The organism is Bartonella sp. PS7NMGDW (assembly GCF_042193585.1).
GTDB classification, from domain to species: domain Bacteria; phylum Pseudomonadota; class Alphaproteobacteria; order Rhizobiales; family Rhizobiaceae; genus Bartonella; species Bartonella grahamii.
Genome location: NZ_JBHILX010000002.1, coordinates 58087 through 84825, shown reverse-complemented (window position 1 = coordinate 84825; position 26739 = coordinate 58087). Strand labels below are relative to the sequence as shown.

Sequence of the window (26739 nt, the reverse complement as noted above, 5' to 3'; positions counted from 1 at the left end):
AAGTTTGTGCAGAAAAATACTCCATCAATCAGTTGTAACCCCTTTCCCGCTTCACGCAAAATTTATCAACAAAGTCCTATCTTTTCTGATGTGCGCGTACCATTGCGTGAAATTTCACTGACTGATGGCAGTGGTGAGAAACCTTTAAAAGTTTACGATACTTCTGGCCCCTACACAGATAAAGATATGATCATTGATATTACAAAAGGCTTGCCAGCAATTAGCTTGCCTTGGCTCTCTAAGCGGGATGATACTGAAACTTATCCTGCACGATTAGTTAAACCTGAAGATAATGGATTGGCTTCTGATAAAAACCTTACACCAACCTTTCAACAAAAACGTCCCATTTTACGAGCAAAAAATGGCAAAGCAATTACACAAATGGCTTACGCGCGCGCAGGCATTATTACCGAAGAAATGGAATATGTGGCTATACGAGAAAATGAAGGATTAGCAGTAAAAGAACAGCAAAATGTACCATCAAATGAAACATTTGCTGGATCAATACCAGAAATTTATACTGCCGAATTTGTTCGCAATGAAATTGCTTGTGGACGCGCCATTATTCCACAAAACATTAATCATCCAGAGTGCGAACCCATGATTATTGGGCGTAATTTTCGTGTTAAAATTAATGCTAATATTGGCAATTCAGCAGTGACTTCATCTATGGAAGAAGAAGTTGATAAAATGGTTTGGGCCATTCGCTGGGGAGCAGATACAGTTATGGATCTCTCAACAGGTCGAAATATTCATAATATTCGTGAGTGGATTATTCGAAATGCCCCTGTTCCTATTGGAACTGTTCCACTTTATCAAGCACTCGAAAAAGTACAGGGTATTGCCGAAAACCTAACATGGGATATTTTCCGTGATACTCTTATTGAGCAAGCAGAGCAAGGTGTTGATTATTTTACCATTCATGCGGGATTAAGATTACCTTTTATCCCTTTGACCGTTGATCGGGTAACAGGTATTGTTTCACGAGGTGGTTCTATTATGGCAAAATGGTGCTTGCAGCATCACAAAGAAAGTTTTCTTTATGAACATTTTGATGAAATTTGTGATATTGCACGCACGTATGACATCTCTCTTTCCTTGGGGGATGGATTGCGCCCTGGCTCTATTGCCGATGCCAATGATGAAGCCCAATTTGCAGAGCTTAAAACTTTGGGAGAATTGACAAAAATTGCTTGGAAAAAAGATGTACAGGTTATGATTGAAGGTCCTGGGCATGTCCCAATGCACAAAATTAAAGAAAATATGGAGCAACAATTAGATCTCTGTCATGAGGCGCCTTTTTATACTTTGGGACCTCTTACAACCGACATTGCTCCTGGTTATGATCATATTACATCAGCAATTGGTGCCGCTATGATTGGATGGTTTGGAACAGCTATGTTGTGTTATGTAACACCTAAAGAACACCTAGGACTCCCCGATAGAAATGACGTAAAAACTGGTGTGATCACTTATAAAATTGCTGCTCATGCCGCTGACCTTGCCAAAGGTTTGCCTAGAGCACAATTGCGCGATAATGCTCTTTCGCGTGCACGATTTGATTTTAGATGGCATGATCAATTCAACCTTTCTCTTGATCCGGAAACAGCCTGTGCCTTTCATGATGAAACAATGCCTAAAGAAGCCCATAAATTGGTACATTTTTGTTCCATGTGTGGACCAAAATTCTGTTCTATGCGTATTTCTCATGATATTCGTGAGGCAGCAGCAATAAGAAAAACAAAAGGGGAAGGTATGATCGCCATGGCCGAAAAATATCAAAAAAATGGTGATCTTTATATGGAAATCATTTCTCCTCAAAAAAAGAAAGTAAACAGTTGAAGAACATTCTTATCAAAGGTGCAGGTGTAGGCGGCTTAACGGTTGCCTTTATATTACAGCAAAAAGGTGTTTCTGTTACTATATCGGCTCCCCCTCATTCTCCTATAGGAAGTGCTAGTTGGTATGCAGGAGGAATGCTCGCACCTTACTGTGAGAGAGAAAATGCGGAACAGATTGTTGAAGATCTTGGTATACAAGCTATACAGTGGTGGCGTAAAACGCTTCCCAACCTTGTCATACAAAAAGGCACTTTAGTGGTTGCACCTACACGAGATAGAGGAGAGCTTGAACGGTTTTCTGGACGCACGCATAATCACAAAACCATAGATAATATAGAGATAGCTCATCTTGAACCAGATCTTGCGGAACGTTTTAACTGTGCACTCTTTTATGAAAATGAAGCCCATATTGATCCTCGCAAAGCACTTATGGCTTTAAAAGAAAAGCTTCTCAACAATGGAGCGTGTTTTGTTGATGTAGAGACGGCTGAAACAAATTTTGATATTGTTATTGATGCGACAGGAATAGCACGTTTAGGAAAAGATAAAAATATACGGGGCGTACGCGGCGAAATGCTTCTCGTGCGCTGCACCGATATTAAAATTTCGCGTCCAATTCGTCTTCTTCATCCACGGTTTCCTCTCTACATTGTACCTCGACAAGATAATATTTTTATGATTGGTGCAACGATGATTGAAAGTGACTTTGATGGTGCAATCTCAGTGAGATCAATGATGGAACTGCTCAACGCGGCTTATACTTTACATCCTGCTTTTGCTGAAGCAGAAATTATTGAATCTGGCGTTGGTGTTCGTCCATGTTATCCTAATAACTTCCCTTCTGTGCATAAAGATGGTAACTTTATTTCTATTAATGGATTTTATAGACATGGTTTTCTGTTGTCTCCAGAAATGGCAAAACGAGCAATGGAATTGGCATTGGAATAAAGCATGCAAATATTTGTTAATGGTGAAACAGTCCAAACAGAAGTTATGACTCTCGGTCTCTTGCTTGAAGAATTGGGGTATGAAGGAAATTGGCTTGCAACTGCTGTTAACGCTGAAGTTGTTCCCATAGATGCACGAAGCCAATTTGTCTTGCATGAAGGAGATAAAATTGAAATTTTAAGCCCAATGCAAGGAGGCTAAAATTATGCTGAATCTTTATGGACGACAATTCTCTTCCCGTCTTCTATTAGGTACAGCGCAATATCCTTCACCAGCAATCCTTCGTGATGCTATTCATAAATCGAATACGGAAATTGTAACTGTTTCCTTGCGCCGTGAAACTGCAGGTGGAAAACAAGGTGGACAATTTTGGCAATTTCTTCAAGAACTTGGGGTAACAGTACTTCCTAATACTGCTGGTTGTTATACTGTTAAAGAGGCCGTAACCACAGCGCAATTAGCAAGAGATCTCTTTAAAACAGCTTGGATTAAACTCGAAGTGATAGGAAACCCAGACACCTTACAGCCAAATATTTTTTCCTTAATCGAAGCAGCGCAAATTTTAAACAATGAAGGTTTCAAAATTTTTGCTTACACAACGGATGATCTCATTGTTGCTGAAAAACTTTTTGACATTGGTTGCCGTGTTATTATGCCTTGGTGTGCTCCTATTGGTTCTGCCAAAGGACCTCATAATACTGATGGATTGCGTTCTATCCGTGCTTACCTTCCGGATGCTACTCTTGTTATTGATGCCGGCATTGGACGCCCATCACATGCCGCCATTGCGATGGAACTCGGTTACGATGCAGTACTGCTTAATACCGCAGTTGCTAAAGCAGGTGATCCTGTCTTAATGGCTGAAGCATTTTCTAAAGCTGTTCAAGCAGGACGTATGGGATATAAAGCTGGCATGATCGAAGCACGCAATGTGGCAGTCCCTTCAACGCCAGTCATTGGAAAAGCAGTATTTTCATGAAACTGGATCCATTTTACCTCATCGTTGATAACGCTGATTGGGTTGAACGTTTGCTCCCTCTTGGCATCAAGCTCGTACAATTGCGTATGAAACATGAAAATCAACAAATAATCCGTCAACATATCAAGCGCGCAAAAAACATATGCAATAAATTGGGAGCACAATTAATTATTAATGATCATTGGGAAATAGCAATTGATGAAAAGTGCAATTTTATTCATCTGGGACAAGAAGATCTAAGCAATGCTGATCTTCACGCAATTCGTAAAAGTGGTATAAAAGTTGGTCTTAGTACACACGATGAACATGAATTGGATATCGCACTCTCTGTTAATCCTGAATATATTGCACTTGGTCCTATTTATCCGACAATCTTAAAAAAAATGAAATGGATGCCGCAAGGACTAGAAAAAATCAAACAATGGAGAAAGCGGATTGGTGCTTTACCTTTGGTGGGCATTGGTGGTTTAACACCAGAACGCGCAGTTGGTGTTTTAAAAGCGGGAGCAAATAGTGCTGCTGTTGTGACTGATATTATCCTCCATAAAAAACCTGAAGAGCGTGTCCAACAGTGGATAAAAGTGACACAAATATGGCGTTGATACCTTCCATTCTTATTGTTGCAGGCACAGATCCAACAGGAGGTGCCGGTATTGTTCGTGATATAGAAACCGCTGCACATTTTCAAATAAAAGCAAATTTAGCAATCACTTGTGTTAACGTACAAGATGATAATCGCGTTGCCGAAATCATTCCAATGCGCGAAGACCTCGTCGCTGCGCAAATGCGTGCTGCCCTAGAAGCAAATCCAATAAGCGCAATAAAAATCGGTATGATGGGGACAAAAGCAATTATAGAAGCAATCTGTAACGTACTCAAAGACTATCCCCATATCCCAGTTATTTTGGACCCCGTACTTGTCGCTTCATCAGGAGGAAAACTAACAACGGAAACAATCATCGACACGATGATCGATAAACTGCTTTCTCATGTTACTCTTTTAACACCGAATAGAGAAGAACTTGCTCTTCTTAGCCAAAGTCCATTGGCATCTTATGATGAGCAAGCAATACAACAAGCAAAAAAACTTTTGTCATTGGGAGCTCAATCTATTTTAGTAAAAGGGGGACATGCAGAGGGTCCTCTTGCAATTGATAGCTTCTTTGACAAAACTGAAGTCATAAATATTTCTACGCCACGTTTAAAAGGAACAATGCGAGGAACAGGTTGCATTCTCTCAAGCGCTATTGCTGCGCATTTGGCGTTAAATGAATCTATGACTGAAGCGGTAAAAAAAGCAAAAGCATATACCCACACATTACTTTTAAACCATTGTAAAAACAGTTTGTAAAGTCTTAGTATTTTTTCATATAAAAGTAATATTTATATATCTCATTAATATATTTAATATTTTTAATAAAAATTATTAAAAATAATATAATAATAAAAAAAATATACTTAATTTTATAAATAAAATACTATAAAAGTAACTTTCATTAATTATTAAATATAGAATATAATGATCAAAAATGTTATCATACCACTTGCATTCAGTAGAGAATTCTTTTATTATAAAGAACTTAGTCTGTTTAAAAATTTAAAATAGCGTAATTTAAACAAATTGTACATTTAAAGATGTATATAATCGCGAACACTCGCATTTTACGATTTGCCTTTTTGTGAAAAGAGAGAATCCTATCAGCGTTCTTGTACATTAATGGCTAGCGAATACATTTATAAAACTTGAAGGATAATTTTGTTTGATCTATAGTTGCTAGATCATTAGAAAAAATAAAATGTTAAATCAAACGCCGTGCTCAATTTCCTATGAAGAACTCTTAAACTTTTATAAAGAAAGTGGTGCGGATGCTGTTCTGACAGATTTCCCTATTAATCGTTTTAAGCAGTCTGCTTGTTCAGAGAGCAAATTAATATCTGTCGTGAACATTTCTCATAATCAACAAACATCTCCCAAAACATCTCCCACCGTAAAATCAGATCATCGTCCGCTGCATAACTCTAGGGGGGCTATACAAAATGAACCCACAGCTATAGAGAGTGCAAACAATGCAAAAACACTTGATGAATTAAAATCTGCTCTCCTTGCATTTAATGGCTGTTCACTAAAATTGACAGCAAAAAATACCTGCTTTTCAGATGGAACAGCAGGAAGCCCCCTGATGCTTATAGGCGAAGCACCAGGACGAGAAGAGGATATACAAGGAATTCCTTTTGTGGGAAAAGCAGGGATGTTGCTTAATAAAATCCTCGCATCAATTGGCTTAACAAGAAATAATGTTTACATTGCCAACACTATTCCTTGGCGTCCACCAGGAAATCGTACACCAACACCAAGAGAAGTCGCCTTGTGCCGCCCTTTTATTGAACGGCACATTTATCTAGCGCGTCCTCGTGTACTTATAGCACTGGGAGGCATTGCTGCACAGCTTCTTACGGGATCTCAAAATGGGATTATCCGAACACGAGGGAAATGGCATATTTATGAAAGTGAGGATAATATAAAAATACCTGTTATGCCAACTTTCCACCCTGCCTACCTTCTCCGAACCCCTAGTCAAAAAAAACTTACATGGATAGACTTCTTAGAAGTAAAAAATCGCCTCGATAGCCTTTTGTAATTCTTTAATCTTCTTTGACTCTAAAATTAAAAACCTTCTTTAACTCTTAAAATATGAATGGGAAAAACTATGGAACAGCCAATAACATCTATTTATCGTTTGGAAGACTACCAGCAAACCCCTTACACTATCCCTAAAACACAACTTTCCTTCCAATTGGCACCAACAAAAACTTATGTTACAGCCATATTGTCTATCGAATCCCGTCACGATACAAAAGAATTAACACCTCTTGTTCTTTCTGGTGATGATCTTACTTTAATTTCCGTTTCTATCAATGATGAGACGTTAGCCCCAAACACTTATAAAGTGACGCCTTCACGTTTAGAAATTACAACGCCACCAGCAGCTCCTTTTACATTGAAATTGGTTACGGAACTGAATCCTGAAAGCAACCGCCAACTTATGGGCCTTTATCTTTCAAATGGTGTTTATTGCACACAATGCGAATCGGAAGGGTTTCGTCGTATTACTTATTTTTACGACCGCCCAGATGTTCTTTCTACCTATAGAGTGAAAATTGAAGCAGATTCCCAAACAATCCCAATATTGCTTTCAAATGGTAATCTGGTGGAAACAGGAACTTTAGAGAATAATCGCCATTTTGCCATTTGGGAAGATCCTTATCCCAAACCATCTTATCTCTTTGCTTTAGTAGGTGGAGATCTTGATAAGTTAGAAGATCATTTTACAACTGTATCTGGACGACGTATCGAGCTTGGTATCTATGTGGAAAAAGGAAAAACCAAACGCGCAACCTATGCAATGGATGCTCTTAAACGTTCCATGCGTTGGGATGAACAATGTTTTGGGCGCGAATATGATCTTGATGTTTTCAATATTGTTGCAGTGTCCGACTTTAACATGGGAGCAATGGAAAACAAGGGACTTAACGTTTTTAATGATAAATATGTTCTGGCAGATCCTGAAACAGCAACCGATCAGGATTATAGAAATGTTGAACGTGTCATTGCACATGAATATTTCCATAATTGGAGCGGTAATCGTATTACCTGTCGCGATTGGTTTCAACTCTGTTTAAAAGAAGGATTCACTGTTTATCGTGATCAGGAATTTTCATCAGATCAAAATGTACGCAGCCTACAACGAATTGAAAATGTAAAAGCATTAAAAGCGACGCAATTTGCAGAAGATGCAGGACCTCTTGCGCATCCTGTACGTCCTCGTCAATATAGCCAAATTAATAATTTTTACACCACAACTGTTTATGAAAAAGGTGCCGAAGTTGTTCGCATGATACGGACTATTTTAGGACCCTCTCTATTTCGTAAAGGTACTGATCTTTATTTTCAACGTCATGATGGACAAGCTTGTACAATTGAAGATTTTATCGCCTGTTTTGCTGAAGTATCTGGTCAAGACTTTTCCCAATTCATGTTGTGGTATGAACAAGCTGGAACACCAAATGTAGAAATCGATAGTCATTATAGCGATGGTGTTTTAACAATTCATGCAAAGCAACATATTCCGGCAACCCCACAACAAAATACAAAAAAGCCCATGCTTATCCCTATATTATTTGGCTTGTTAGGACCTAATGGAGAAAACCTCACCTATGAAGCGGATACAGATATTCAATCAAACGTTATGCTTTTATCCAAGGAAAACCAAACGTTTACATTAAAGGGTCTGCGTGAAAAACCTGTTTTATCACTGCTTAGAGACTTCTCTGCACCAATCAATCTACAAACTCCATTCAATGAAAGCGAACTTATTTTTCTTGCACAACATGATGACAATCACATCAATCGCTGGCAATCTCTTAATCATTTAATGACGCAAGCTTTGATTCAAAGCATTCAAGATGAAACAAAAGCAAAAGAGGGTATGCCCTCTGCTTTGATAAAATTGATTGAAGCTATCGTTACAGATGAAAGTCTTGAACCTGAGTTTCGTGCATTTTGTTTAAGTTTACCGAGCGAAGTTGAACTTGCCCACACACTTGGTAAAAATGTTGATCCAGAGCGTATTCATCATGTGCGCAATCAGTTTTTAGCTTCGCTCGCGCATACACATCAAGGGCTCTTCACAAAATTTTATGGGCAAATGCAAACCAAAGAGCCCTATTCATCAAACACTGTACAAGCTGGAAAGCGAGCATTAAAGAATATAATACTGGATTATCTTTCCATTACTGAGGCCAATCCAAATCGTGCTGCCACACAATATGCAACAGCTGATAATATGACTGACCGTATGGCTAGTATCGCTGTTCTCGTGAAGCGTTTTAATGAAAGTGAGCAGGCGCAAAATGCCTTAAATGATTTTGAAAACCGCTATCACCATGATCCTTTGGTCATGGATAAATGGTTCTCCATTCAAGCAATGGTTGCAGGGGCATCAACGCTCGAGAATGTTCAAAAGCTCATGCAACACCCGCTCTTTTCAAAAGATAATCCCAATCGTGTGCGTTCCCTAATCGGTGTCTTTGCCTCTAACAATCTCACGGGCTTTAACAGGATGGATGGAGCGTCTTATCATTTTCTTTGCCAAATTATTTTGGAAATTGACAAAAAAAATCCACAGCTCGCTTCATGGTTATTAACAACGATGCGCTCTTGGCGACAATTAGAACCCATTCGACAACAAAAACTTGAAACTGAATTAAAAACGATTGCTGCTGCGCCAAAGTTATCAAGCGATGTCGCTGATATCATCAACCGTCTGCTCACTTGAAACGAAAAAATTATTTTAAATCAATATTCTATAATATTTTTTAAATAAATTCTACAGACTATTCGATCATCATTAAATCTATAAACAGGCAATCTAAGCCTGTTTATAGATCATGTTTAAAGTGCCTTTTCCTTTTCATATTCCAAATTCATAGAAGTAAAATTATTTTTTTTAAAAAAAAGACTGGACAGAAGACTCCTGTTTTGATTCATTGCACTCGATGGGGTTACTATGAATATCGAAGCAGTTTTTAAATCACATTATTCCATAATTAAAGGAACTGGAAATGGCTAAATTGGACGCATATCATGCGCCAACGGAGGTGTATGCTGATTCAAAATCGAGCGCTCCAAGTCATAAAGCGCAGAAAAAACGCATTCATCTGCTTTCTGGCTCCGCCTATCAAAAGCTTCTCTTTATTGAGCCTTGGTTGCGTCGCTCACTTCCATTTGTCATTGTAGCATTTCTTATTGTACTTGCATCAATTCGTTTTGTATCACTCTATGATTGGCGTAACACGATTGATAAAAACACGCGTTCTACCATCACTCTCTTAGCTTCTCATATTACCAATACAATTAATCATGACTTACTGGCTGTTTCTCAGAAAGGAAAAGTCTCTACCCTTTCTCATAGTCATTTACAAAATATCCTCACCACTTTTCGTAATCAAGAGCTTATTAATCCTAGCACTCTGATCGCCATTATTGATCAAAAGGGAAATGTCTTAGCTTCATCTAGTTCAGAGATTGCTTTAGATAAACCTTTGCAAGATTTTATCTCTGACAGCATTGCTTTACAATCTCTTGGACAGCACATTGGAATTATGAAAATCACAATAGGAAAAGATGCCCCTGCTCTTGCTTCATTTCACCAAACAGAAAATGGGCAATATGGCGTATTCATTAGCGAAAAGATGCAAGATAGCGTCATGGAATGGCGGAAAATTCTCTCGTTAAATATAACTCTGTTCATTGGAACTAGTGGCGTTATCCTCGCTCTTCTTTATGCTTATTACAACCAAATTGTACGAGCACGCAAAACGGATCTTGTTTCAGAAAAAATTCAAAACCGTATTGATATGGCAATGATGCGTGGACGCTGTGGACTATGGGATTGGAATATGGCAAGTGGACGCGTCTACTGGTCACGAGCAATGTACGAAATGCTCGGCTATATCCCTCAGGATGCATTGCTCTCAATTTCCCAAATTAGCGCCATTATCAATCCAAATGATGCGAATTTTTTTGATCTTGCTCAGGAATTAATGAGTGGTAAAAAAAAGCATATCGATATTAACGTTCCCATGCGTCATGCCGATGGCCACTATGTCTGGATGCGTATTCGTGCTGAAGTTACTGAAGAAGAAGAACCCCATTTGGTTGGTATTTCCTTCGATATTAGTGAACAGCAACAATTGGCTGAACAAACAGCGCAAGCCGACCTTCGTATCCGTGATGCGATTGAAAATATTTCAGAATCTTTCGTCTTGTGGGATGCTGAAGGACGTTTAGTCATGTCCAACAGCAAATTTTGCGAATATGCCGCTATTCCTAAACAAATTCTACAATCAGGTATCCAACGTGCAACCGTCGAAGCCATGGCACGCCCTGCACTCAGTGAATATCCCCTTAAAGATGATGGTACTGGTAACTTAACCAGTATTCGCCAAACGGCAGATGGTTGTTGGCTCAAAATTAACGAACGGCGAACCCAAGACGGAGGATTGGTTTGTATTGGTACTGACATTTCTGAGCTTAAACAACAACAGGAAAAATTTGAAGACAGTGAAAGGCGTCTTTTTTCTTTCATTCAAGAACTCAAACGTGCTCGAGGAAGTGCTCAACAACGTGCCTCAGAAGTTGAAAAACTTAATAAAAGTCTCAAGGCAGAAAAAGAGCGTGCTGAAAGTGCTAACAAAGCTAAATCAGAGTTTTTGGCTAATATGTCCCATGAATTGCGCACGCCACTGAATGCTATTCTCGGTTTTTCAGATATCATGTTACAATCGACTTTTGGCCCTCTTGGTTCACAACGCTATAAGGAATATATGCATGATATTTACAATTCAGGAACCCATCTTCTAACCCTTATCAATGACATCCTTGATATGTCAAAAATTGAAGCTGGAAGATTTACGCTTGATTGTAAAAATACCGATCTTGAGCCCATCATTAGTGAAGCAGTACGGACATTAACGCCTCAAGCTCAAGAAAAAAATATTGTTGTTACAACAAACATTACGCCAGAACTTCATGCTGAAGTTGATGGTCGTGCTATGAAACAGATTTTCCTTAATCTCATCTCTAATGCCGTTAAATTTACGCCTTCTGGCGGAAATATTGATGTTTGCGCTTTCAAGAAAAAAAACAGCCTTATTTTTAAAATTACAGATACAGGTGTTGGTATTCCCCAATCAGCAATTAAAAAACTTGGGCAACCTTTTGAACAAGTTGAAAATCAGCTTACTAAATCTCACACGGGCTCAGGTCTTGGCTTAGCCATTTCACGCTCCTTGCTAGAACTCCACAAAGGAAAACTTGAAATTACCTCAAAAGAAATGAAAGGGACAACTGTAACGATTATAATGCCCATCACACAAAATTAAATTCCTCCATTTTGTTCTCGTTGTAGCAAAATCTGTTTCCGTTTGGATCCCCAACGATACCCTGAAATAAAACCATTTTTACGCACAACACGATGACAAGGAATGATAACAGCCAATTCGTTACGTGCACACGCATTAGCAACGGCACGAAAAGCGTTCGGTATACCAATACGGCACGCTAAGACTTCATATGAAATTGTTTCACCACATGGTATATCACATAATACTGCCCATACTTGTCGTTGAAAAACTGTACCATTTATATCTAAGGGAAAATTATATTTTTTGACCAACTTAGGTGTTTCTATCATGGCTATAATATGGGCAACTTCTCTCTTAAATGTATTGTCACCTACAACTTGTTGTGCATCACCAAAGCGTATCGTAAACCCCTGTAATAATTGCTCTATAGTGTCTCCTAACGCTATATAACAAATCCCTTTTTGAGACCTAGCCACCAAAAGCTTTCCTATTGATACATCTTTCAAACAGAATATTCTCGTTTGGGAAATGTTCAGCATTTTAGCCTTCTTTATATTTTTAAATATTTTAAAAAGTTTTGAACATCATCCATAAAGTAAAGAGAGAGTATTCACTATCTTTTAACAACAAACAAAATCATTCTGAAATTATCTCCTTAGCCATTGTATTAAAATACACTCTCGCCCTTTTATGAAATGGAAACATACATCGATTGACTTCCTTCCTACCCTAAAACGGAAACTTCAACCAGAAAAGATCTATCAACAATCTTGCTTTTTATCTAACAGATTCCAACTGAGACCATTTCATATGGTTTATTTCACAAGCTCTCTACAAACAAATCCTGCCCTGAATTCTATCATATACTCTAACAAAAAACACCTTAATGTGGTAAATTTTCATACCTTATATTAGAGCTCTAAACGGTAGTATTTTACGGAACAACACGATAAGATTCCCATTTCATTTTACGAAATCCCATCGAACCATAAATAATGGCTTATGTTTTACAAGCAACAGAAAAAGCGCGTGCTCTCTTAAGCAAAAAATGTCATAAAACACAAAACATGCCAGCAATGGACTGGAAAGATGTTCCGGCTTTTTATGCTCCACAGTATGCTTGAATATTCTAATTTGTTGGAGCACTATTATTGTTTTTTTATCAAAGGTCATACTTTTGATAGACCGACGAGATGACTCAACTCAAAAAAAATTATCTTCAATTTTATGAAAAAAAGCATGGAAAAGATATTTTAATGCTTACTTTCTTTGTCACTTAACTTATAAAATGACTGTAGCCTCAGAACTGAAATATTTTGCCCGCAACAATCGCACACAGATATTTGTCATAGGAAAAAGTCATGCCCAAACGCACAGATATAAAATCTATTCTTATCATCGGAGCAGGACCTATTATCATTGGTCAGGCATGTGAATTTGATTATTCAGGCACTCAAGCCTGTAAAGCATTAAAAGAAGAAGGTTATCGAATTATTTTGGTAAATTCTAATCCTGCCACGATTATGACAGATCCAGATTTAGCTGATGCAACTTATATAGAGCCCATTACTCCTGAAATAGTTGCCCAAATTATTGCCCACGAGCGTCCCGATGCCCTTTTGCCCACTATGGGAGGACAAACAGCCCTCAATACTGCTTTATCATTAAAGCGTATGGGTATTTTAGACCGCTATCATGTTGAAATGATAGGAGCCAATGCTGATGCTATTGATAAAGCTGAAGATCGTGCTTTATTCCGCCAAGCGATGGCAAAAATCGGTTTGGAAACGCCACGCTCTATGTTAGCGAATGCAACAGAACTGAAAGAAGAAAATCGCCAACAACACGCAAAAACATGTGCTGAACTTAAAGCAAAGCTTTCTGGTGCTGCGCTTGACAAAGCACTCGAAGAACTTGAGCGCAACTGGCGACATACCGAAGCTGATCGCAAACAACATTATATCGCTCATGCAACAGCAAAAGCAGTTCGAGCCCTTGATGTTGTTGGACTTCCAGCTATTATTCGTCCTTCATTCACCCTTGGTGGAACTGGTGGTGGTATCGCTTATAACCGCTCTGAATTCTACGAAATTATCGAACGTGGTCTTGAAGCTTCGCCTACAACAGAAGTATTAATTGAAGAAAGTGTTTTAGGATGGAAAGAATATGAAATGGAAGTTGTTCGTGATAAAAACGACAACTGTATCATCGTTTGTTCTATTGAAAACATTGATCCAATGGGGATTCATACCGGTGATTCGATCACTGTAGCACCTGCTCTCACCTTAACCGATAAAGAATATCAATGTATGCGTAATGCTTCGATTGCTGTTTTGCGTGAAATTGGTGTTGAAACAGGGGGATCCAATGTACAGTTTGCTGTCAATCCTGAAAATGGGCGCCTCATTGTTATTGAAATGAATCCGCGTGTTTCTCGCTCTTCAGCACTTGCCTCAAAAGCAACAGGATTTCCCATTGCCAAAGTAGCGGCTAAACTGGCTGTTGGTTATACACTTGATGAATTAAAAAATGATATAACGGGTGGCGCAACACCAGCATCATTTGAACCTTCTATTGACTATATTGTGACAAAAATTCCTCGTTTTGCTTTCGAAAAGTTTCCCGGTTCATCACCTGTCCTCACAACTGCGATGAAATCTGTAGGAGAAGTCATGGCAATTGGACGCACTTTTCAAGAATCGTTACAAAAAGCACTCCGTGGACTTGAAACAGGGCTTACAGGTCTTGATGAAATTGTGATTCCAGAGCATGCTGAAGGTGATGAAAAAAGTTCTATACGTTCAGCCATTGCCATACCAAGCCCTGATCGTCTACGCTATGTTGCTCAAGCCATGCGCTCAGGCTTACCCTTAAATGAGATACACCAAATTAGCAAAATTGATCCGTGGTTTTTAGAACAAATAGCCTCCATCATTGAAATGGAGCAGCGTATCCGCATTCATGGATTACCCCAAGATGCAGATAACTTACGTATGTTAAAAGCTATGGGCTTTTCAGATGCGCGATTAGCCTCCCTTACAGGGAAAGAACCCGATTATATCGCAGCTTTACGCAAATCACTGAATGTTAAACACGTCTTCAAACGGATTGATACTTGTGCCGCTGAATTTTCTTCTCCTACAGCCTATATGTATTCAACATATGAAGTTCCCTTTGCAGGTGTAGAGCACTCGGAAGCACACGTTTCTGAACGCAAAAAAATTGCTATTTTAGGCGGTGGACCAAACCGCATTGGGCAAGGTATTGAATTTGATTACTGTTGCTGTCACGCTGCTTTTGCACTGCGTGATGCAGGCTTTGAAGCGATTATGATTAACTGTAATCCTGAAACAGTTTCAACTGACTATGATACCTCTGATCGCCTTTACTTTGAATCTTTAACAACAGAAGATGTTATCGCTATTTTAGAAGCAGAACAGGAAAAAGGAGTTTTGGTTGGAGTCATCGTCCAATTTGGCGGACAAACACCCTTGAAATTGGCAAGCGCTCTAGAAAAACACAACATCCCCATCCTAGGTACTTCACCTGACGCTATCGACTTAGCAGAAGATAGAGATCGCTTTCAAAAACTGTTATTTAAACTTAACTTAACACAACCTCAAAATGGTATTGCCCACTCCATCGAACAAGCACGCCTCATTGCCCACGAACTAGGATTCCCATTGGTTGTACGTCCCTCTTATGTTTTAGGAGGACGTGCTATGCAAATTATCCGTGATGAACGTAGTTTACAAAATTATTTACTTGAGAGTGTCCCTGAATTAATTTCAGAAGATATCAAAGTCCGTTATCCTAACGACACAACAGGACAAATCAATATATTGCTTGGTAAAAATCCGCTTCTCTTTGATACCTATTTAACAGAAGCAATTGAAGTAGACGTTGATTGTCTATGTGATGGCAAAGAAACACTGATCGTTGGTATTATGGAACACATTGAAGAAGCTGGTATCCACTCTGGTGATTCAGCATGTTCTTTACCAGTCCATACACTCTCAAATAAAATAGTTACTGAATTAGAGCGCCAAACCAAAGCATTAGCACAAGCACTTCATGTTCGCGGTTTAATGAATGTACAATATGCCATAAAAGATGACACCATTTATGTCTTAGAAGTCAATCCCCGTGCTTCACGTACTGTCCCATTTGTTGCAAAAACGATTGGTCGCCCTATTGCTAAAATGGCTGCACGTATTATGGCAGGAGAAACGCTTCATGATGCTCTTCAAGCTTATGGTGGATTACCTTCTTTACAGGAAAAACAACATATAGCCGTCAAAGAAGCAGTGTTTCCTTTTGCTCGTTTTTCAGGTGTTGATACACTTCTTGGTCCAGAAATGCGCTCAACCGGTGAAGTTATGGGACTTGACTATGAATTTTCGCTTGCTTTTGCTAAAGCCCAACTTGGAGCTGGTGTAAAACTCCCTAAAGAGGGAACTTTGTTCGTTTCTGTAAGAGATGAAGATAAAAAACGCATCTTAAATCCTGTAAAACGTTTAACTGAGCTTGGCTTTTCTGTTGTCGCCACAAGTGGAACACAAAAATTTCTCACCGAACACCACGTTGAAGCAAAAAAAATCAACAAAGTTCTAGAGGGGCATCCTCATATTGAAGATGCTATTCGTAATCGCCAAATTCAATTGATTTTTAATACAACTAGCACTGCCAGTGCCATCTCAGACTCAAAATCATTACGTTATGCAGCACTTATGCAAAATGTTCCCTATTATACAACAATAGCTGGAGCCGAAACCGTCGCAGAAGCGATCAAAGCACTCCAAAAAAGGCGCCTTGAAGTACGTTCACTACAAAGTTATTTCAGTTGATTTTTTTCTACTTAGTAAAATGTATACTGTTTTCTTATTTTTTCTTTATATAAAAATTGATTAAGACTTGCTTTTTGTTCCAAAAACTTTTATAGAAGTTTCATCGAATTTTCGGTTACGTGACTTTCTTTCCTGTGCAACCTGCACTTTTGACGAAACTTCTCCCACCTAATTTCGATCTACAACCGTATTGAAGAAATGAAAGCTTCAATACTCAATATAACTATATATTCTAAGGAGTTTCCTATGTCTACAGGAACAGTTAAGTGGTTTAATACAACAAAAGGTTTCGGATTCATTCAGCCTAGTGATGGTAGTGCAGATGTATTTGTACACATTTCTGCCGTCGAGCGTTCTGGTCTAAACAGTCTTAATGAAGGGCAAAAAATTTCTTATGATGTTCTTCAAGATCGTCGTTCAGGAAAATTTGCCGCTGGTAACCTTGCAGCCCTTTAAAGTTTAAATTCTGCAATATTTTATTTAAAAATCTTCGTCTGTAACGACGAAGATTTTTTCTTTTGTATAAAATCATTTTACCTTGTAAAAATATAAAGACTGCTTATCTCCTTTGCACAATTTATAAAACCTCCCTTATACTTCCTCAAAAACTTTCATAAAATCTAAGAAGAGTTTATCTTGTAAAAATCTCAAAAAAGATGAATATAAAGCCCGTGTAAGAGTATTTTGGAAGTTTTTTATTGCATACAATATAATCTCTTATAGAATATCCTTAAAGCAATAACCATTTGTTGATATAATATAAGGATTTAAAATTATGGCTTTTATTGCCGACAAGCTGTCTCGTATCAAACCTTCTGCAACAATTGCTGCTTCTCAAAAGGCCCGCCATCTAAAAACATTAGGGCGCGATGTTATTGCTTTAAGTGCTGGAGAACCAGACTTTGATACCCCAGACAACATCAAAAACGCGGCCATTGAAGCTATTCGAAGAGGAGAAACAAAATACCCTCCCATATCTGGAATTCCAGAATTGCGCCAAGCAATTTCTGCAAAGTTTAAAAGAGAAAATAATCTCAATTATGAACCAGAGCAAATTATTGTTGGAACCGGTGGTAAACAGATTCTCTTTAATGCATTGATGGCAACTTTAAATAAAGGGGATGAAGTCATCATTCCATCTCCTTATTGGGTAAGTTATCCAGAAATGGTCGCACTCAACGATGGTACGCCTGTCTTTTTAGAAACAAAAGCCGAATTTTCTTATAAACTCCAACCACAAGAGCTAGAAGCTGCCATTACCCCCAAAACCAAATGGTTCATCTTTAACTCTCCTTCAAATCCATCAGGTGCCGCTTATACACATAATGAATTGAAAAAACTCACAGATGTTTTAGCAAAATATCCTCATGTTTACATCCTTTCCGATGATATATATGAACATCTCACATATGAGGGTTTTACCTTTGTTACTCCAGCTCAAGTAGAACCAGCACTTTATGAGCGTACACTCACAATGAATGGTGTTTCCAAAGCCTATGCGATGACGGGATGGAGAATCGGCTATGCAGGCGGACCACAAGAATTAATTAAAGCTATGGATACCATTCAAGGTCAGCAAACATCTGGAACAAGTGTCATTTCACAATGGGCTGCTGTTGAAGCTCTCAATGGACCACAAGACTTTATCGCTAAAAATAAAAGTATTTTTCAAGAACGCCGTGATCTCGTTGTTTCCATGCTCAACCAAGCTCCTGGCATTCACTGTCCAACGCCCGAAGGTGCTTTTTATGTTTATCCTTCTTGCACAGGACTTATTGGAAAGAAAACACCCAACGGTCAATGTATTACGAATGATGAAGACTTTGCCATAGCGCTTCTAGAAACAGAAGCTGTTGCTGTCGTCCAAGGATCTGCTTTTGGACTTGGATCAGCTTTTCGTATTTCTTATGCAACATCAGAAGAATTACTTGAAGAAGCTTGTATACGTATACAGCGCTTTTGCAACAGTTTAATTTAAAATTTTTAATACCATCTCTTGTGATCGTTTTTTTGCCGAATGTCAGTATAGGCGAGAAAATATCGGAAACTGTATCATGACCTGAATCAATCGATTCAGTAAAAATATCCATGAATAAACACATGTAGATAAAGATCAAAAAAATCTAGCGATCAAATAAATGAATCGGTTTATTATCATGAAAGATGAAAAACCTTTTCTGCTTTCTCCATTCAATTTATAACTCTAAAAAAGATCGAGAACTTTTAAATACAATTGCCCTTATAATCAAGAGCCCTTACAATCAAATCTTTTTTATTTCTCGGCTTCTTCTTGGTCCTAAAATGAAGAAGAAGCCACCTCCCGTCGTTATGTAAACAATCCAGTTTCCTTTAAGTTCTATCTAATAACGACTTGATTTACTTCATAGGCTTTATGAACAAAACCTGCCTTAAATATTCACCTCACACTCTAATAAAAAGCACTTCATGTATAAAGTTTTAAATATTTTATATCACGTCCCTAAAAGACAGACTTTTATGCTACAACATGATAAATCTCTCTCAAACTCCTTATTGAATTGTAGTATTCTTAAAAAATTGTTGGATATCTACAAATTTCGAAATTTTTTCCTTATCATCCTCCCATATATTGCAATTTCTAGGAGCTCTTTCAAAAATAAAAAAAAGCCGGACATCTGTCCGGCAAATTTGGAAAATCCTCAGAGATAAAATCAATCTGATAGATCTTCGTAAGGGAACACTCAAGAAAATGCACTGGGAGGCAACATAATCAAGAGATAGTATTCTATGTCATCTTATAAGAAAAAGTACAATAAAGACTTAAGCGTATCTGCTATGCAATAAACACATAGCTTTAAATTTGTCTCCATCATGTACAATTCTTTTTAATTAAATATAAAAATGTAAGCTATACCATCACACGATTGTCCAGTTTTCAATATATAATAACTCTCACATTCGCTAGTATTCATAAAAAACATTTATCCCTTTTTCCAAAAGTATTTCTCCACACGGACTGCCCCCACTTTTAATGTGCAACGAATAGTTTTAATTGATTCAATATAGGCAAATTTGAAACGAAAGAATATTAGGGAGTCTCAAGTTATAAAACAGTTAATTATTCCTTATAAATTAAGGCATTAACATTAAAAAGACCACTGACGGGCTTTTAAAAAAATATAATCTCGAAAAGCATTTAATCTTGCCAAATTCTTTAAATTATAAGGATAACAAAAAAAAGTATCAAACGAAGGAATATCAACCATATCAGGAAAAAGACGCACCAAATGCTCATCATTATTGACGATATAATCAGGCAGCACAGCAATCCCAAGATCACGCATAAGCGCATTCTTTATTGAGATAATATTGTTGATTTGTAGAACTGAAACGCGCAATGATCCATCACTTCTACCAGCCTTTTCCAACCAATTTAAACCAGACAAATAAGGTGGGACAGGTTCACCGAACGAAATAATACGATGCTCATCGAGATCAGACAATTTTTCCGGCTTTCCATAATTTGCAATATACTTTTCCGAAGCATAAACATGCATATGAATTGTAAAGAGTTTTCTTTGTATAAGATCAGGTTGTTGGGGTTGATGTAAGCGAACAGCACAATCCGCATGACACATTGTCAAATCAAGCTCTTCATCGGAAAGCAAAAGCTGAACCTGCATATCAGGATAAAGACTAAGAAATTCTGGCATACGCTCTGCAATCCACCCTGCCCCCATTCCAAAGGTTGAGGTCACACGCAAGTGCCCCGTTGGTTTTGCATAGCTTTCACTTAATTGCAAACGCACACTTTCAAGCTTCATCAAAACATCATGAGCTGTACGATAAAGAGTTTCTCCCTGTTCTGTAAGAATCAAACCACGCGCATGACGTTGAAATAAGGATACCCCAACCTCTTGTTCTAAAGCCGAAACCTGTCGTGAAACTGCTGATTGAGATAAATGAAGTTTTTGAGCAGCATGCGTAAAAGATCCCGCTTCTGCTGCAGCGTGAAAAACCCTTAACTTATCCCAATCCAACGGTGGCGCCACAATTAATTCTACCTCTAGATTCTTTATGTTCTCAATGAATTACTAACGCTTAGGTATATCCAAAAACCGTTCTGCTTCCAACGCTGCCATACATCCTCTTCCTGCAGCTGTTACAGCTTGGCGGAATCTTTCATCTGTTACATCCCCAGCAGCAAAAACACCAGCAATGCTTGTTGCTGTTGAGTCCGGTGCTGTCCATAAATAGCCGCCTCGTTTTTGTTTCAGCTGTCCTTCAAACAGAGAAACAGCAGGATCATGCCCAATAGCAATAAATATTCCCTCTGCATTCACTGTCATCTCGTGACCTGTCTTAACATTTTTTAGACGTGCCCCTGTTACAACAGCGCCCACTGCCCCCTGTGCAGGCAGCCCCACAATTTCTTCCACCACATGATCCCAAATGATACGTACGTTCTTGCAAGCAAGCAACCTATCTTGTAAAATTTTTTCTGCCCGAAACTGCCCCCGCCTGTGAACCACGCTTACACTTTTAGCCAAATGCGATAAATAAAGTGCTTCTTCAACAGCGGTATTTCCTCCTCCCACGACAATAACGTCCTTATCACGGTAAAAAAAGCCATCACATGTAGCACAAGCGGACACACCACCGCCCATAAAGGTCTGTTCACTTTCTAAACCAAGCCAGCGCGCTTGAGCTCCTGTTGCAATAATCAGGGAATCACAAGAATATTGTGTTCCTGAATCCCCATATAAAACAAAAGGATACTTCAACAAATCAGCCTTTATAATTGTATCATAGAAAATTTTTGTCCCCATATTCTCAGCTTGTTTCGCCATTTGTTCCATCAACCACGGTCCTTGAATGGGATCTGCAAAACCTGGATAATTCTCAACATCAGTTGTAATTGTCAATTGTCCACCCTGCTGCAAGCCCGTCACCAAAACCGGCTTAAGCATTGCTCTTGCTGCATAGATCGCCGCTGTATAACCAGCCGGACCTGAGCCAATAATCAGCAGACGAATATGTGATTGTACCATTAAATCCCCTTCACTTTATTATAACTTAATTATTCTATAAATGATAACGGAATGCAGCCTTTTAAAAAAATATTTTTCAAGAACTCCAATTATGTTATACATACTTCATTTTCAAGTTTTATGAAAAGGTCTGATTACAAATTTCATCAAGGCATGCTAATGTTAAGGATTAATCTTTATCCTATGAAGAGAAAAACGTAAATTCTTATGAGCACAAAACCATAATAAAAAGAGATACAAAGATAGGGAACGGTCATTTTTCAGTTTATTATCAATGTTTGTGCACGGTTTGCGTTAATCATGGCAGGAGCAATGCTTTTGCCAATTTTTGTGGATCTGCACGACAACAATCGTAATTGGATAACCTTTCTCTATTCTTGTGCCATAACCACCATGTTAGCAACGCTGATTCTTTTAGCAACTAAGGGAGCTACTTGTCGTTTTTCAGCACGGCTTGGCTTTATGCTCACTGTTTGCCTTTGGCTAACAGGAAGTATCGTAGGTGCCTTACCTCTTTATCTTTCTCCTCTTCCCATTTCTCTAGCAGGAGCGATTTTTGAATCTGTTTCTGGAATTACAACAACAGGCTCCACAGTCCTTTCTGATCTTGATAATTTATCGCGAAGTATTTTGTTATGGCGTTCTCTTATATGCTGGATTGGGGGTATTGGTTTTATCGGTTTAGCCCTCTTACTTTTGCCTTCACTGCGTGTGGGTGGCGTACGACTTTTTCATATGGAATCATCTGATAAATCTGAAAAAATATTGCCTCGCATCAACCAAATTGCTAACGGAATTATCATCGCTTATGTTGGGTTAACATTGGCTTGTATGCTTTCTTATTTTGCTGCAGGCATGAATTTATTTGATGCCATTAACCATGCAATGAGTACAGTCGCAACAGCTGGTTTTTCAACGCATGATGCTTCTTTTGGTTATTTTTCTGATACACCAGCCATCTTAATTATTTCAACAATCTTCATGTTGCTTTCTGCTTTGCCCTTCGTACTTTATGTTAAATTAGTCCTTCCTGGACACTCCAAACGCTTCCTTGACCCACAAGTGATTGTTTTTCTCCATATCGTTCTCCTTTTCAGCTTTGCTTTAGCGGCATGGCTACGGTTTTATGATCATCGCGCGTTCCACTTGATTTTCCTTGATGTCATTTTTCACCTTTCATCCATTATTAGCACCACAGGTTACAGCGCTGAAGATTATCAACTTTGGGGACCGTTTGCGCTTGGAATTTTCTTCATTGTTTCTTTTACAGGCGGATGTGCTGGTTCTACTTCTGGTGGCATGAAAATCAATCGCCTCATTATTCTTTGGCGTATTACACAAACAAATATAGAAAAACTTCTTTCTCCTAATGTCGTTGTAAAGGCCCGCTACGATCACTCAAATATATCAAACGATGTTGCTCAAGCCGTTTTGTTTTTTGTTTGTCTTTATATGTTTTGCCTCGTTATCGGCACTGCACTTTTGCTTACAACCGGTCTTGACTTTACCTCTGCCTTTACGGGAGTCTTAACCGCACTTTCAAATGTTGGTCCAGGCTTTGGAGATATTATTGGCCCCACTGGTAATTTCTCTACAATCAACGATAATGCTTTATGGATTTTAAGTTTTCTAATGTTAGCTGGACGCCTTGAAATCATAACAATATTCGTCCTTTTTATTCCCGCTTTCTGGCGTGAACAATTCTAATGCATAGAGCATTTTATTCTACTATGATAAAAAATTTACAATATAAAAAGGCGTGAACAGTATGAGTCATAATATTCACCCCTTACTCAATCCACTGAAGATTTCCTAAAATTTCATACAAGTCATCATATCAACGATATAAATGTTGATATAAAAATAATTCGACAAGAACAATCAAATACCAAGAGCCTTCAAATCGAGAACATATAAAACTTCACTTTATTGATCTTCTTTATCAAATAAAGTGGGCACATAGAACATCCTTTTTTTACGAATAATCTCTCATGCAAAAAATATGAATATTTGCTAATAAAAGTGCTTTTTCTCTTTAATAGAGTTACATCCTTATAGAAAAAATGCTATTATATTATGGATTCACAAGCTTGTTTGTAAAAAAAATCTCACAATACTCATCAACCCCATTTCACGACAGTTCTCATGAAAGATATAAAATGGGCACCATCATTTTTACTTAAATAATAATAAGGTGCAAGTCGGTACCACAAAATAAGATATAAATTAGTACCACCATATTATTTTCTTTCTGTTAATGCCGTAACAACCTGCAGTTCAGACAATTTATAAGAAATCTCTTTACACCCTGTCTTCAATAGTTTTTATCCACCACATGCTTTCTTCCAATTGTGATGTGCAAGAGGATAGCTCTTATTCAAATTAAAAAGGTAAATTATCTATAAAAATCATATATATATATTGATCTTAGATCCATCTTATTATGAATTTATTGAAAATATGTACGACTATTTTACCCATGGAGACACCATAAATATCTTTTTTAAGACAAGAAAACGTTTTTTCCATCTATTTAAGTCTTCCAAAACGAACAATATCAGTACGACACCGTATATCTAGACTTGAGTTAAAGCATTATTTTCTTATTCTAAAATATCACTGAATAAAAATAGCTTTCCTCTCTCCTAATATGCTTTATCATAAAGCACATGTTGCTCTCAAGCGTATACATTTTTAATATTTTATCCAAAATTTTGAGAACTTCTTATAGCGTTCTACTAAAGAAAATATAAATTTTGTAAAATAACATTTATATCATTGAGCTGCTTTCTTGATGACTATGAAAAATCTTTAAGGAAAAAACTTTTTATCACTCCTCAAAAAGATTTTTGATATAATAATCAAAGTGTTTTTTCCGCAAACAGTTCTTTGTAAACACGCTCAATCTCGGTTGTCTCCTTTTCCAAAGGAAAGTGTGTACGAACATGGGTTAAAGCTTTCTTTCCGGCTACCAATGTTTTTTCTACATCAGCAAAATAAGGTTCAATTGCTGCTGTTAAAGCCGCTCTATCTCCTGCTTTTACAACTGTTCCTGTTCCCTCGACCACAAATTCTTTATAAGCTCCTGCATCACTCGTTACAACAGCAACCTGTGATGCCATTGCTTCTAATGGTGTTAAACCGAAACCTTCTGTACGAGAAGGTGCAACATAAAGCGATAAACGACGATACCACAAAGGGATATCCAGAATCTCACCAAGAAAAATAATGCGATCATCCAGACCAGCCTTAGCAATCTTTTGGTGTAATTCTTTTTCAAAATGATAATATTGCTCTGTCGTACGACCAGCGATAAGTGCTGTCCATTCAGGATAGTCAGGCAATAACGCTATCATGGCATCAACAAATAAATCTGTTCCCTTTGAGTAACGCAGACGCCCAAAACACCCTACCGCATATTTTCCTGGAAATCCTGTCGAAGAAAAGTAATCATCAAGAGCCTGTGGTGGAGTAAAACGCCTCACATCCACTCCGTGCATAATAACCTTATGAGGCACTTCTAGATAAGCGCCTGTATGTGTACTGGTAGCGATAACCCTATCCATACAGCGAATCAACCATTTGGTAAAAGACTTATGATGGCGTTGTGAAGCCGATGTAAAGATAAGTTTCAGCTTCATTTTCAAGATATCGCGCAAAAAGATCCCAAAAAGCATCTCAATATTGCGTCGTGCATGCCAAATACGAAATGGCTTCCCTTTCGGACTTTTCCAAAGTCCGAAAAGGTCCTTAAAGGCAAGAGTCGGCAAAGTTTGTGGTAAACCAAACCCTAAAGTGGATATACGCACACCCTGTTCGCGTTGCAGTGGAATAAGCTGAATAATCGTAGATGTTACTCCCGATAAACGCCTTTTAAAGTGAGGCGCAATAATTTCAGTTTCGTCCAAAGATACACGCATAATAATCCATATGTTATTTAGATATACTGAACCTTAATGATCTCGTAATTATGCGCACCACCTGGTGCATTCACCTCAATCACATCACCTTCTTGCTTTCCAATGAGTGCACGTGCAATAGGCGAAGAAATAGAGATTTTACCAACCTTTACATCAGCTTCTTGATCTCCTACGATCTGATACACTTTTTTTTCTTCTGTATCCTCATCCAAGAGTTTAATGGTTGCTCCAAATTTTATTTTGTCGCCTGAAAGACGCGAAACATCTATAACTTCTGCTCGGGCAATATAATCTTCAAGCTCATTTATACGCCCCTCATTATGGCTTTGTGCTTCTTTAGCTGCATGATACTCAGCATTTTCTGATAAATCACCATGTGCACGCGCCTCAGAAATTGCTTCAATAATTCGCGGACGCTCCTGTTGTTGACGCCAACGCAACTCTTCTTTAAGACTCTCAAAACCAGCTGTAGTCATCGGAACTTTTTCCATAATCCGTCCCTTTCTATTACACGGAAGGTTTAATAAAAATACAAAAAACGGCTTCCAAAATTACTTTTGGAATCCGAAAACTACGATCTTTTTTATTATATAGTACAGTATCGCTATTTTCCATACAAAAATAAATAAAGGAAACAAAACATGCACAAATAGTGATTAAAACATCTCATTTTGGTGTTTAAAACGTTAAACTTCACTCTTCTCTTTAAAATCTCCTAAAGAAGAAAGAATTGTATTTTTTTCTGTTTTATCATAATCTAGCAAAAGAAATCATATGGGATACAAAGAGAGAAGGATAGAAAATCTCTAAAGAAATTCTTTACAGAAGAATGAAAAAAATCGTCATTTTTTTTATGTTTGGCTCTTTCTTTTTCGCCACAACAGTATCTGAAGCTGCGGATGCTTTTGTTACGAGAAATCTTAATTTTAGAACAGGTCCCAGCACTCAGTATGCACTTTGCGGCTTAATCTCTGCTGGAGAATTGGTTTTTGTTAAAAACTGTGAAGGCAATTGGTGCCATATCCGATATAACACTCAAATAGGTTGGGTGTCATCTCGTTATCTTTCATTTAAAGATGGAAATGATCTTTATCACACATACACGATGTCTTTAGTGCCCAAACGTACCGATTATTCTCCATAACAGCCATAATAATTTATGCCATCTTAAATATTATCATGGCAAAAATGCAATAGTGTCCACGAACAACCACAATATGCCCCCTCCAAAGAACCACTTCGAAGAAT

At 38.0% G+C, this 26739-nt stretch carries 20 protein-coding genes; 15 read left to right on the top strand and 5 right to left on the bottom strand.

The window, feature by feature from the left end:
* Positions 1-6 precede the first annotated feature (6 nt).
* The 9 genes from thiC to ACFIKJ_RS01540 all read left to right on the top strand — a co-directional run bounded on the left by thiC (position 7) and on the right by ACFIKJ_RS01540 (position 11712).
* Positions 7-1842, top strand: a complete 1836-nt coding sequence (thiC, locus tag ACFIKJ_RS01580; RefSeq protein WP_375653266.1) for a phosphomethylpyrimidine synthase ThiC — start codon at positions 7-9, stop codon at positions 1840-1842.
* Positions 1839-2789: an FAD-dependent oxidoreductase gene (locus ACFIKJ_RS01575; RefSeq protein WP_375625826.1), complete on the top strand. Its 951-nt coding sequence runs from the start codon at positions 1839-1841 to the stop codon at positions 2787-2789. Before thiC ends, ACFIKJ_RS01575 begins: the two co-directional genes overlap by 4 nt.
* 3 nt (positions 2790-2792) lie before the next feature.
* Complete coding sequence (thiS, locus tag ACFIKJ_RS01570; protein WP_273791115.1) at positions 2793-2990, top strand: sulfur carrier protein ThiS; 198 nt, start codon at positions 2793-2795, stop codon at positions 2988-2990.
* A gap of 4 nt (positions 2991-2994) precedes the next feature.
* On the top strand, positions 2995-3768 hold the full coding sequence (locus ACFIKJ_RS01565) for a thiazole synthase (RefSeq protein WP_012754916.1): 774 nt from the start codon (positions 2995-2997) through the stop codon (positions 3766-3768).
* Positions 3765-4370 (top strand): thiamine phosphate synthase, encoded by a 606-nt coding sequence (locus ACFIKJ_RS01560; RefSeq protein WP_375625055.1) that lies wholly within the window; start codon positions 3765-3767, stop codon positions 4368-4370. Before ACFIKJ_RS01565 ends, ACFIKJ_RS01560 begins: the two co-directional genes overlap by 4 nt.
* Positions 4361-5119, top strand: a complete 759-nt coding sequence (locus ACFIKJ_RS01555) for a hydroxymethylpyrimidine/phosphomethylpyrimidine kinase (protein ID WP_375625187.1) — start codon at positions 4361-4363, stop codon at positions 5117-5119. The genes ACFIKJ_RS01560 and ACFIKJ_RS01555 overlap by 10 nt, the downstream gene beginning before the upstream one ends.
* Positions 5120-5564: 445 nt before the next feature.
* A complete protein-coding gene (locus tag ACFIKJ_RS01550; protein WP_273788417.1) occupies positions 5565-6407 on the top strand; it encodes a uracil-DNA glycosylase family protein in 843 nt (280 codons plus the stop codon).
* Positions 6408-6476: 69 nt separating this feature from the next.
* Positions 6477-9104, top strand: coding sequence for an aminopeptidase N (gene pepN / locus ACFIKJ_RS01545; protein WP_375670178.1), 2628 nt, complete (start codon positions 6477-6479; stop codon positions 9102-9104).
* A 286-nt stretch (positions 9105-9390) separates the two neighbouring features.
* Positions 9391-11712 (top strand): ATP-binding protein, encoded by a 2322-nt coding sequence (locus ACFIKJ_RS01540; protein WP_375670177.1) that lies wholly within the window; start codon positions 9391-9393, stop codon positions 11710-11712.
* On the opposite strand, the gene ACFIKJ_RS01535 is transcribed toward ACFIKJ_RS01540, so the two are convergent.
* Positions 11709-12233 (bottom strand): methylated-DNA--[protein]-cysteine S-methyltransferase, encoded by a 525-nt coding sequence (locus tag ACFIKJ_RS01535; RefSeq protein ID WP_375625817.1) that lies wholly within the window; start codon positions 12231-12233, stop codon positions 11709-11711. The two genes, ACFIKJ_RS01540 and ACFIKJ_RS01535, sit on opposite strands and share 4 nt — an antisense overlap.
* Positions 12234-12689: 456 nt before the next feature.
* Between ACFIKJ_RS01535 and ACFIKJ_RS01530 the strand changes: the two genes are divergently transcribed.
* The 4 genes from ACFIKJ_RS01530 to ACFIKJ_RS01515 all read left to right on the top strand — a co-directional run bounded on the left by ACFIKJ_RS01530 (position 12690) and on the right by ACFIKJ_RS01515 (position 18519).
* Positions 12690-12818 (top strand): hypothetical protein, encoded by a 129-nt coding sequence (locus ACFIKJ_RS01530; RefSeq protein WP_375651619.1) that lies wholly within the window; start codon positions 12690-12692, stop codon positions 12816-12818.
* A gap of 237 nt (positions 12819-13055) precedes the next feature.
* A complete protein-coding gene (carB, locus tag ACFIKJ_RS01525; RefSeq protein WP_375670176.1) occupies positions 13056-16541 on the top strand; it encodes a carbamoyl-phosphate synthase large subunit in 3486 nt (1161 codons plus the stop codon).
* 246 nt (positions 16542-16787) lie between these two features.
* A complete protein-coding gene (locus ACFIKJ_RS01520; RefSeq protein ID WP_012754908.1) occupies positions 16788-16997 on the top strand; it encodes a cold-shock protein in 210 nt (69 codons plus the stop codon).
* 319 nt (positions 16998-17316) lie between these two features.
* Complete coding sequence (locus ACFIKJ_RS01515; protein WP_375670175.1) at positions 17317-18519, top strand: pyridoxal phosphate-dependent aminotransferase; 1203 nt, start codon at positions 17317-17319, stop codon at positions 18517-18519.
* Between the two features lie 1147 nt (positions 18520-19666).
* On the opposite strand, the gene ACFIKJ_RS01510 is transcribed toward ACFIKJ_RS01515, so the two are convergent.
* Together ACFIKJ_RS01510 and trxB are read right to left on the bottom strand one after the other, a co-directional pair.
* Positions 19667-20572: a LysR family transcriptional regulator gene (locus ACFIKJ_RS01510; RefSeq protein WP_012754906.1), complete on the bottom strand. Its 906-nt coding sequence runs from the start codon at positions 20570-20572 to the stop codon at positions 19667-19669.
* Between the two features lie 42 nt (positions 20573-20614).
* A complete protein-coding gene (gene trxB, locus ACFIKJ_RS01505) occupies positions 20615-21571 on the bottom strand; it encodes a thioredoxin-disulfide reductase (protein ID WP_375653258.1) in 957 nt (318 codons plus the stop codon).
* Between the two features lie 312 nt (positions 21572-21883).
* Between trxB and ACFIKJ_RS01500 the strand changes: the two genes are divergently transcribed.
* Entirely contained in the window at positions 21884-23278 is a 1395-nt protein-coding gene (locus ACFIKJ_RS01500; RefSeq protein WP_375625807.1) for a TrkH family potassium uptake protein, read from the top strand.
* A gap of 1154 nt (positions 23279-24432) precedes the next feature.
* On the opposite strand, the gene ACFIKJ_RS01495 is transcribed toward ACFIKJ_RS01500, so the two are convergent.
* The gene (locus ACFIKJ_RS01495) at positions 24433-25491 is read right to left on the bottom strand and encodes a glycosyltransferase family 4 protein (protein WP_375653256.1); all 1059 of its coding nucleotides are present in this window, start codon (positions 25489-25491) and stop codon (positions 24433-24435) included.
* 17 nt (positions 25492-25508) lie between these two features.
* A complete protein-coding gene (gene greA / locus ACFIKJ_RS01490) occupies positions 25509-25982 on the bottom strand; it encodes a transcription elongation factor GreA (protein ID WP_007347010.1) in 474 nt (157 codons plus the stop codon).
* 338 nt (positions 25983-26320) lie between these two features.
* On the opposite strand from greA, the gene ACFIKJ_RS01485 reads away from it, so the two are divergent.
* Complete coding sequence (locus tag ACFIKJ_RS01485) at positions 26321-26635, top strand: SH3 domain-containing protein (RefSeq protein WP_273788409.1); 315 nt, start codon at positions 26321-26323, stop codon at positions 26633-26635.
* The last annotated feature ends 104 nt before the right edge of the window (positions 26636-26739 follow it).

Bases quoted from the DNA above. Each gene is read 5' to 3' on its own strand.
- trxB (WP_375653258.1), bottom strand. From the start codon at position 21,571: ATGGTACAATCACATATTCGTCTGCTGATTATTGGCTCAGGTCCGGCT.
- carB (WP_375670176.1), top strand. From the start codon at position 13,056: ATGCCCAAACGCACAGATATAAAATCTATTCTTATCATCGGAGCAGGA.
- ACFIKJ_RS01560 (WP_375625055.1), top strand. From the start codon at position 3,765: ATGAAACTGGATCCATTTTACCTCATCGTTGATAACGCTGATTGGGTT.
- ACFIKJ_RS01565 (WP_012754916.1), top strand. From the start codon at position 2,995: ATGCTGAATCTTTATGGACGACAATTCTCTTCCCGTCTTCTATTAGGT.
- thiS (WP_273791115.1), top strand. From the start codon at position 2,793: ATGCAAATATTTGTTAATGGTGAAACAGTCCAAACAGAAGTTATGACT.
- ACFIKJ_RS01535 (WP_375625817.1), bottom strand. From the start codon at position 12,233: ATGCTGAACATTTCCCAAACGAGAATATTCTGTTTGAAAGATGTATCA.
- ACFIKJ_RS01515 (WP_375670175.1), top strand. From the start codon at position 17,317: ATGGCTTTTATTGCCGACAAGCTGTCTCGTATCAAACCTTCTGCAACA.
- ACFIKJ_RS01485 (WP_273788409.1), top strand. From the start codon at position 26,321: ATGAAAAAAATCGTCATTTTTTTTATGTTTGGCTCTTTCTTTTTCGCC.
- greA (WP_007347010.1), bottom strand. From the start codon at position 25,982: ATGGAAAAAGTTCCGATGACTACAGCTGGTTTTGAGAGTCTTAAAGAA.
- ACFIKJ_RS01520 (WP_012754908.1), top strand. From the start codon at position 16,788: ATGTCTACAGGAACAGTTAAGTGGTTTAATACAACAAAAGGTTTCGGA.
- ACFIKJ_RS01540 (WP_375670177.1), top strand. From the start codon at position 9,391: ATGGCTAAATTGGACGCATATCATGCGCCAACGGAGGTGTATGCTGAT.
- ACFIKJ_RS01495 (WP_375653256.1), bottom strand. From the start codon at position 25,491: ATGCGTGTATCTTTGGACGAAACTGAAATTATTGCGCCTCACTTTAAA.
- pepN (WP_375670178.1), top strand. From the start codon at position 6,477: ATGGAACAGCCAATAACATCTATTTATCGTTTGGAAGACTACCAGCAA.
- ACFIKJ_RS01530 (WP_375651619.1), top strand. From the start codon at position 12,690: ATGGCTTATGTTTTACAAGCAACAGAAAAAGCGCGTGCTCTCTTAAGC.
- ACFIKJ_RS01550 (WP_273788417.1), top strand. From the start codon at position 5,565: ATGTTAAATCAAACGCCGTGCTCAATTTCCTATGAAGAACTCTTAAAC.
- ACFIKJ_RS01555 (WP_375625187.1), top strand. From the start codon at position 4,361: ATGGCGTTGATACCTTCCATTCTTATTGTTGCAGGCACAGATCCAACA.
- ACFIKJ_RS01500 (WP_375625807.1), top strand. From the start codon at position 21,884: ATGCTTTTGCCAATTTTTGTGGATCTGCACGACAACAATCGTAATTGG.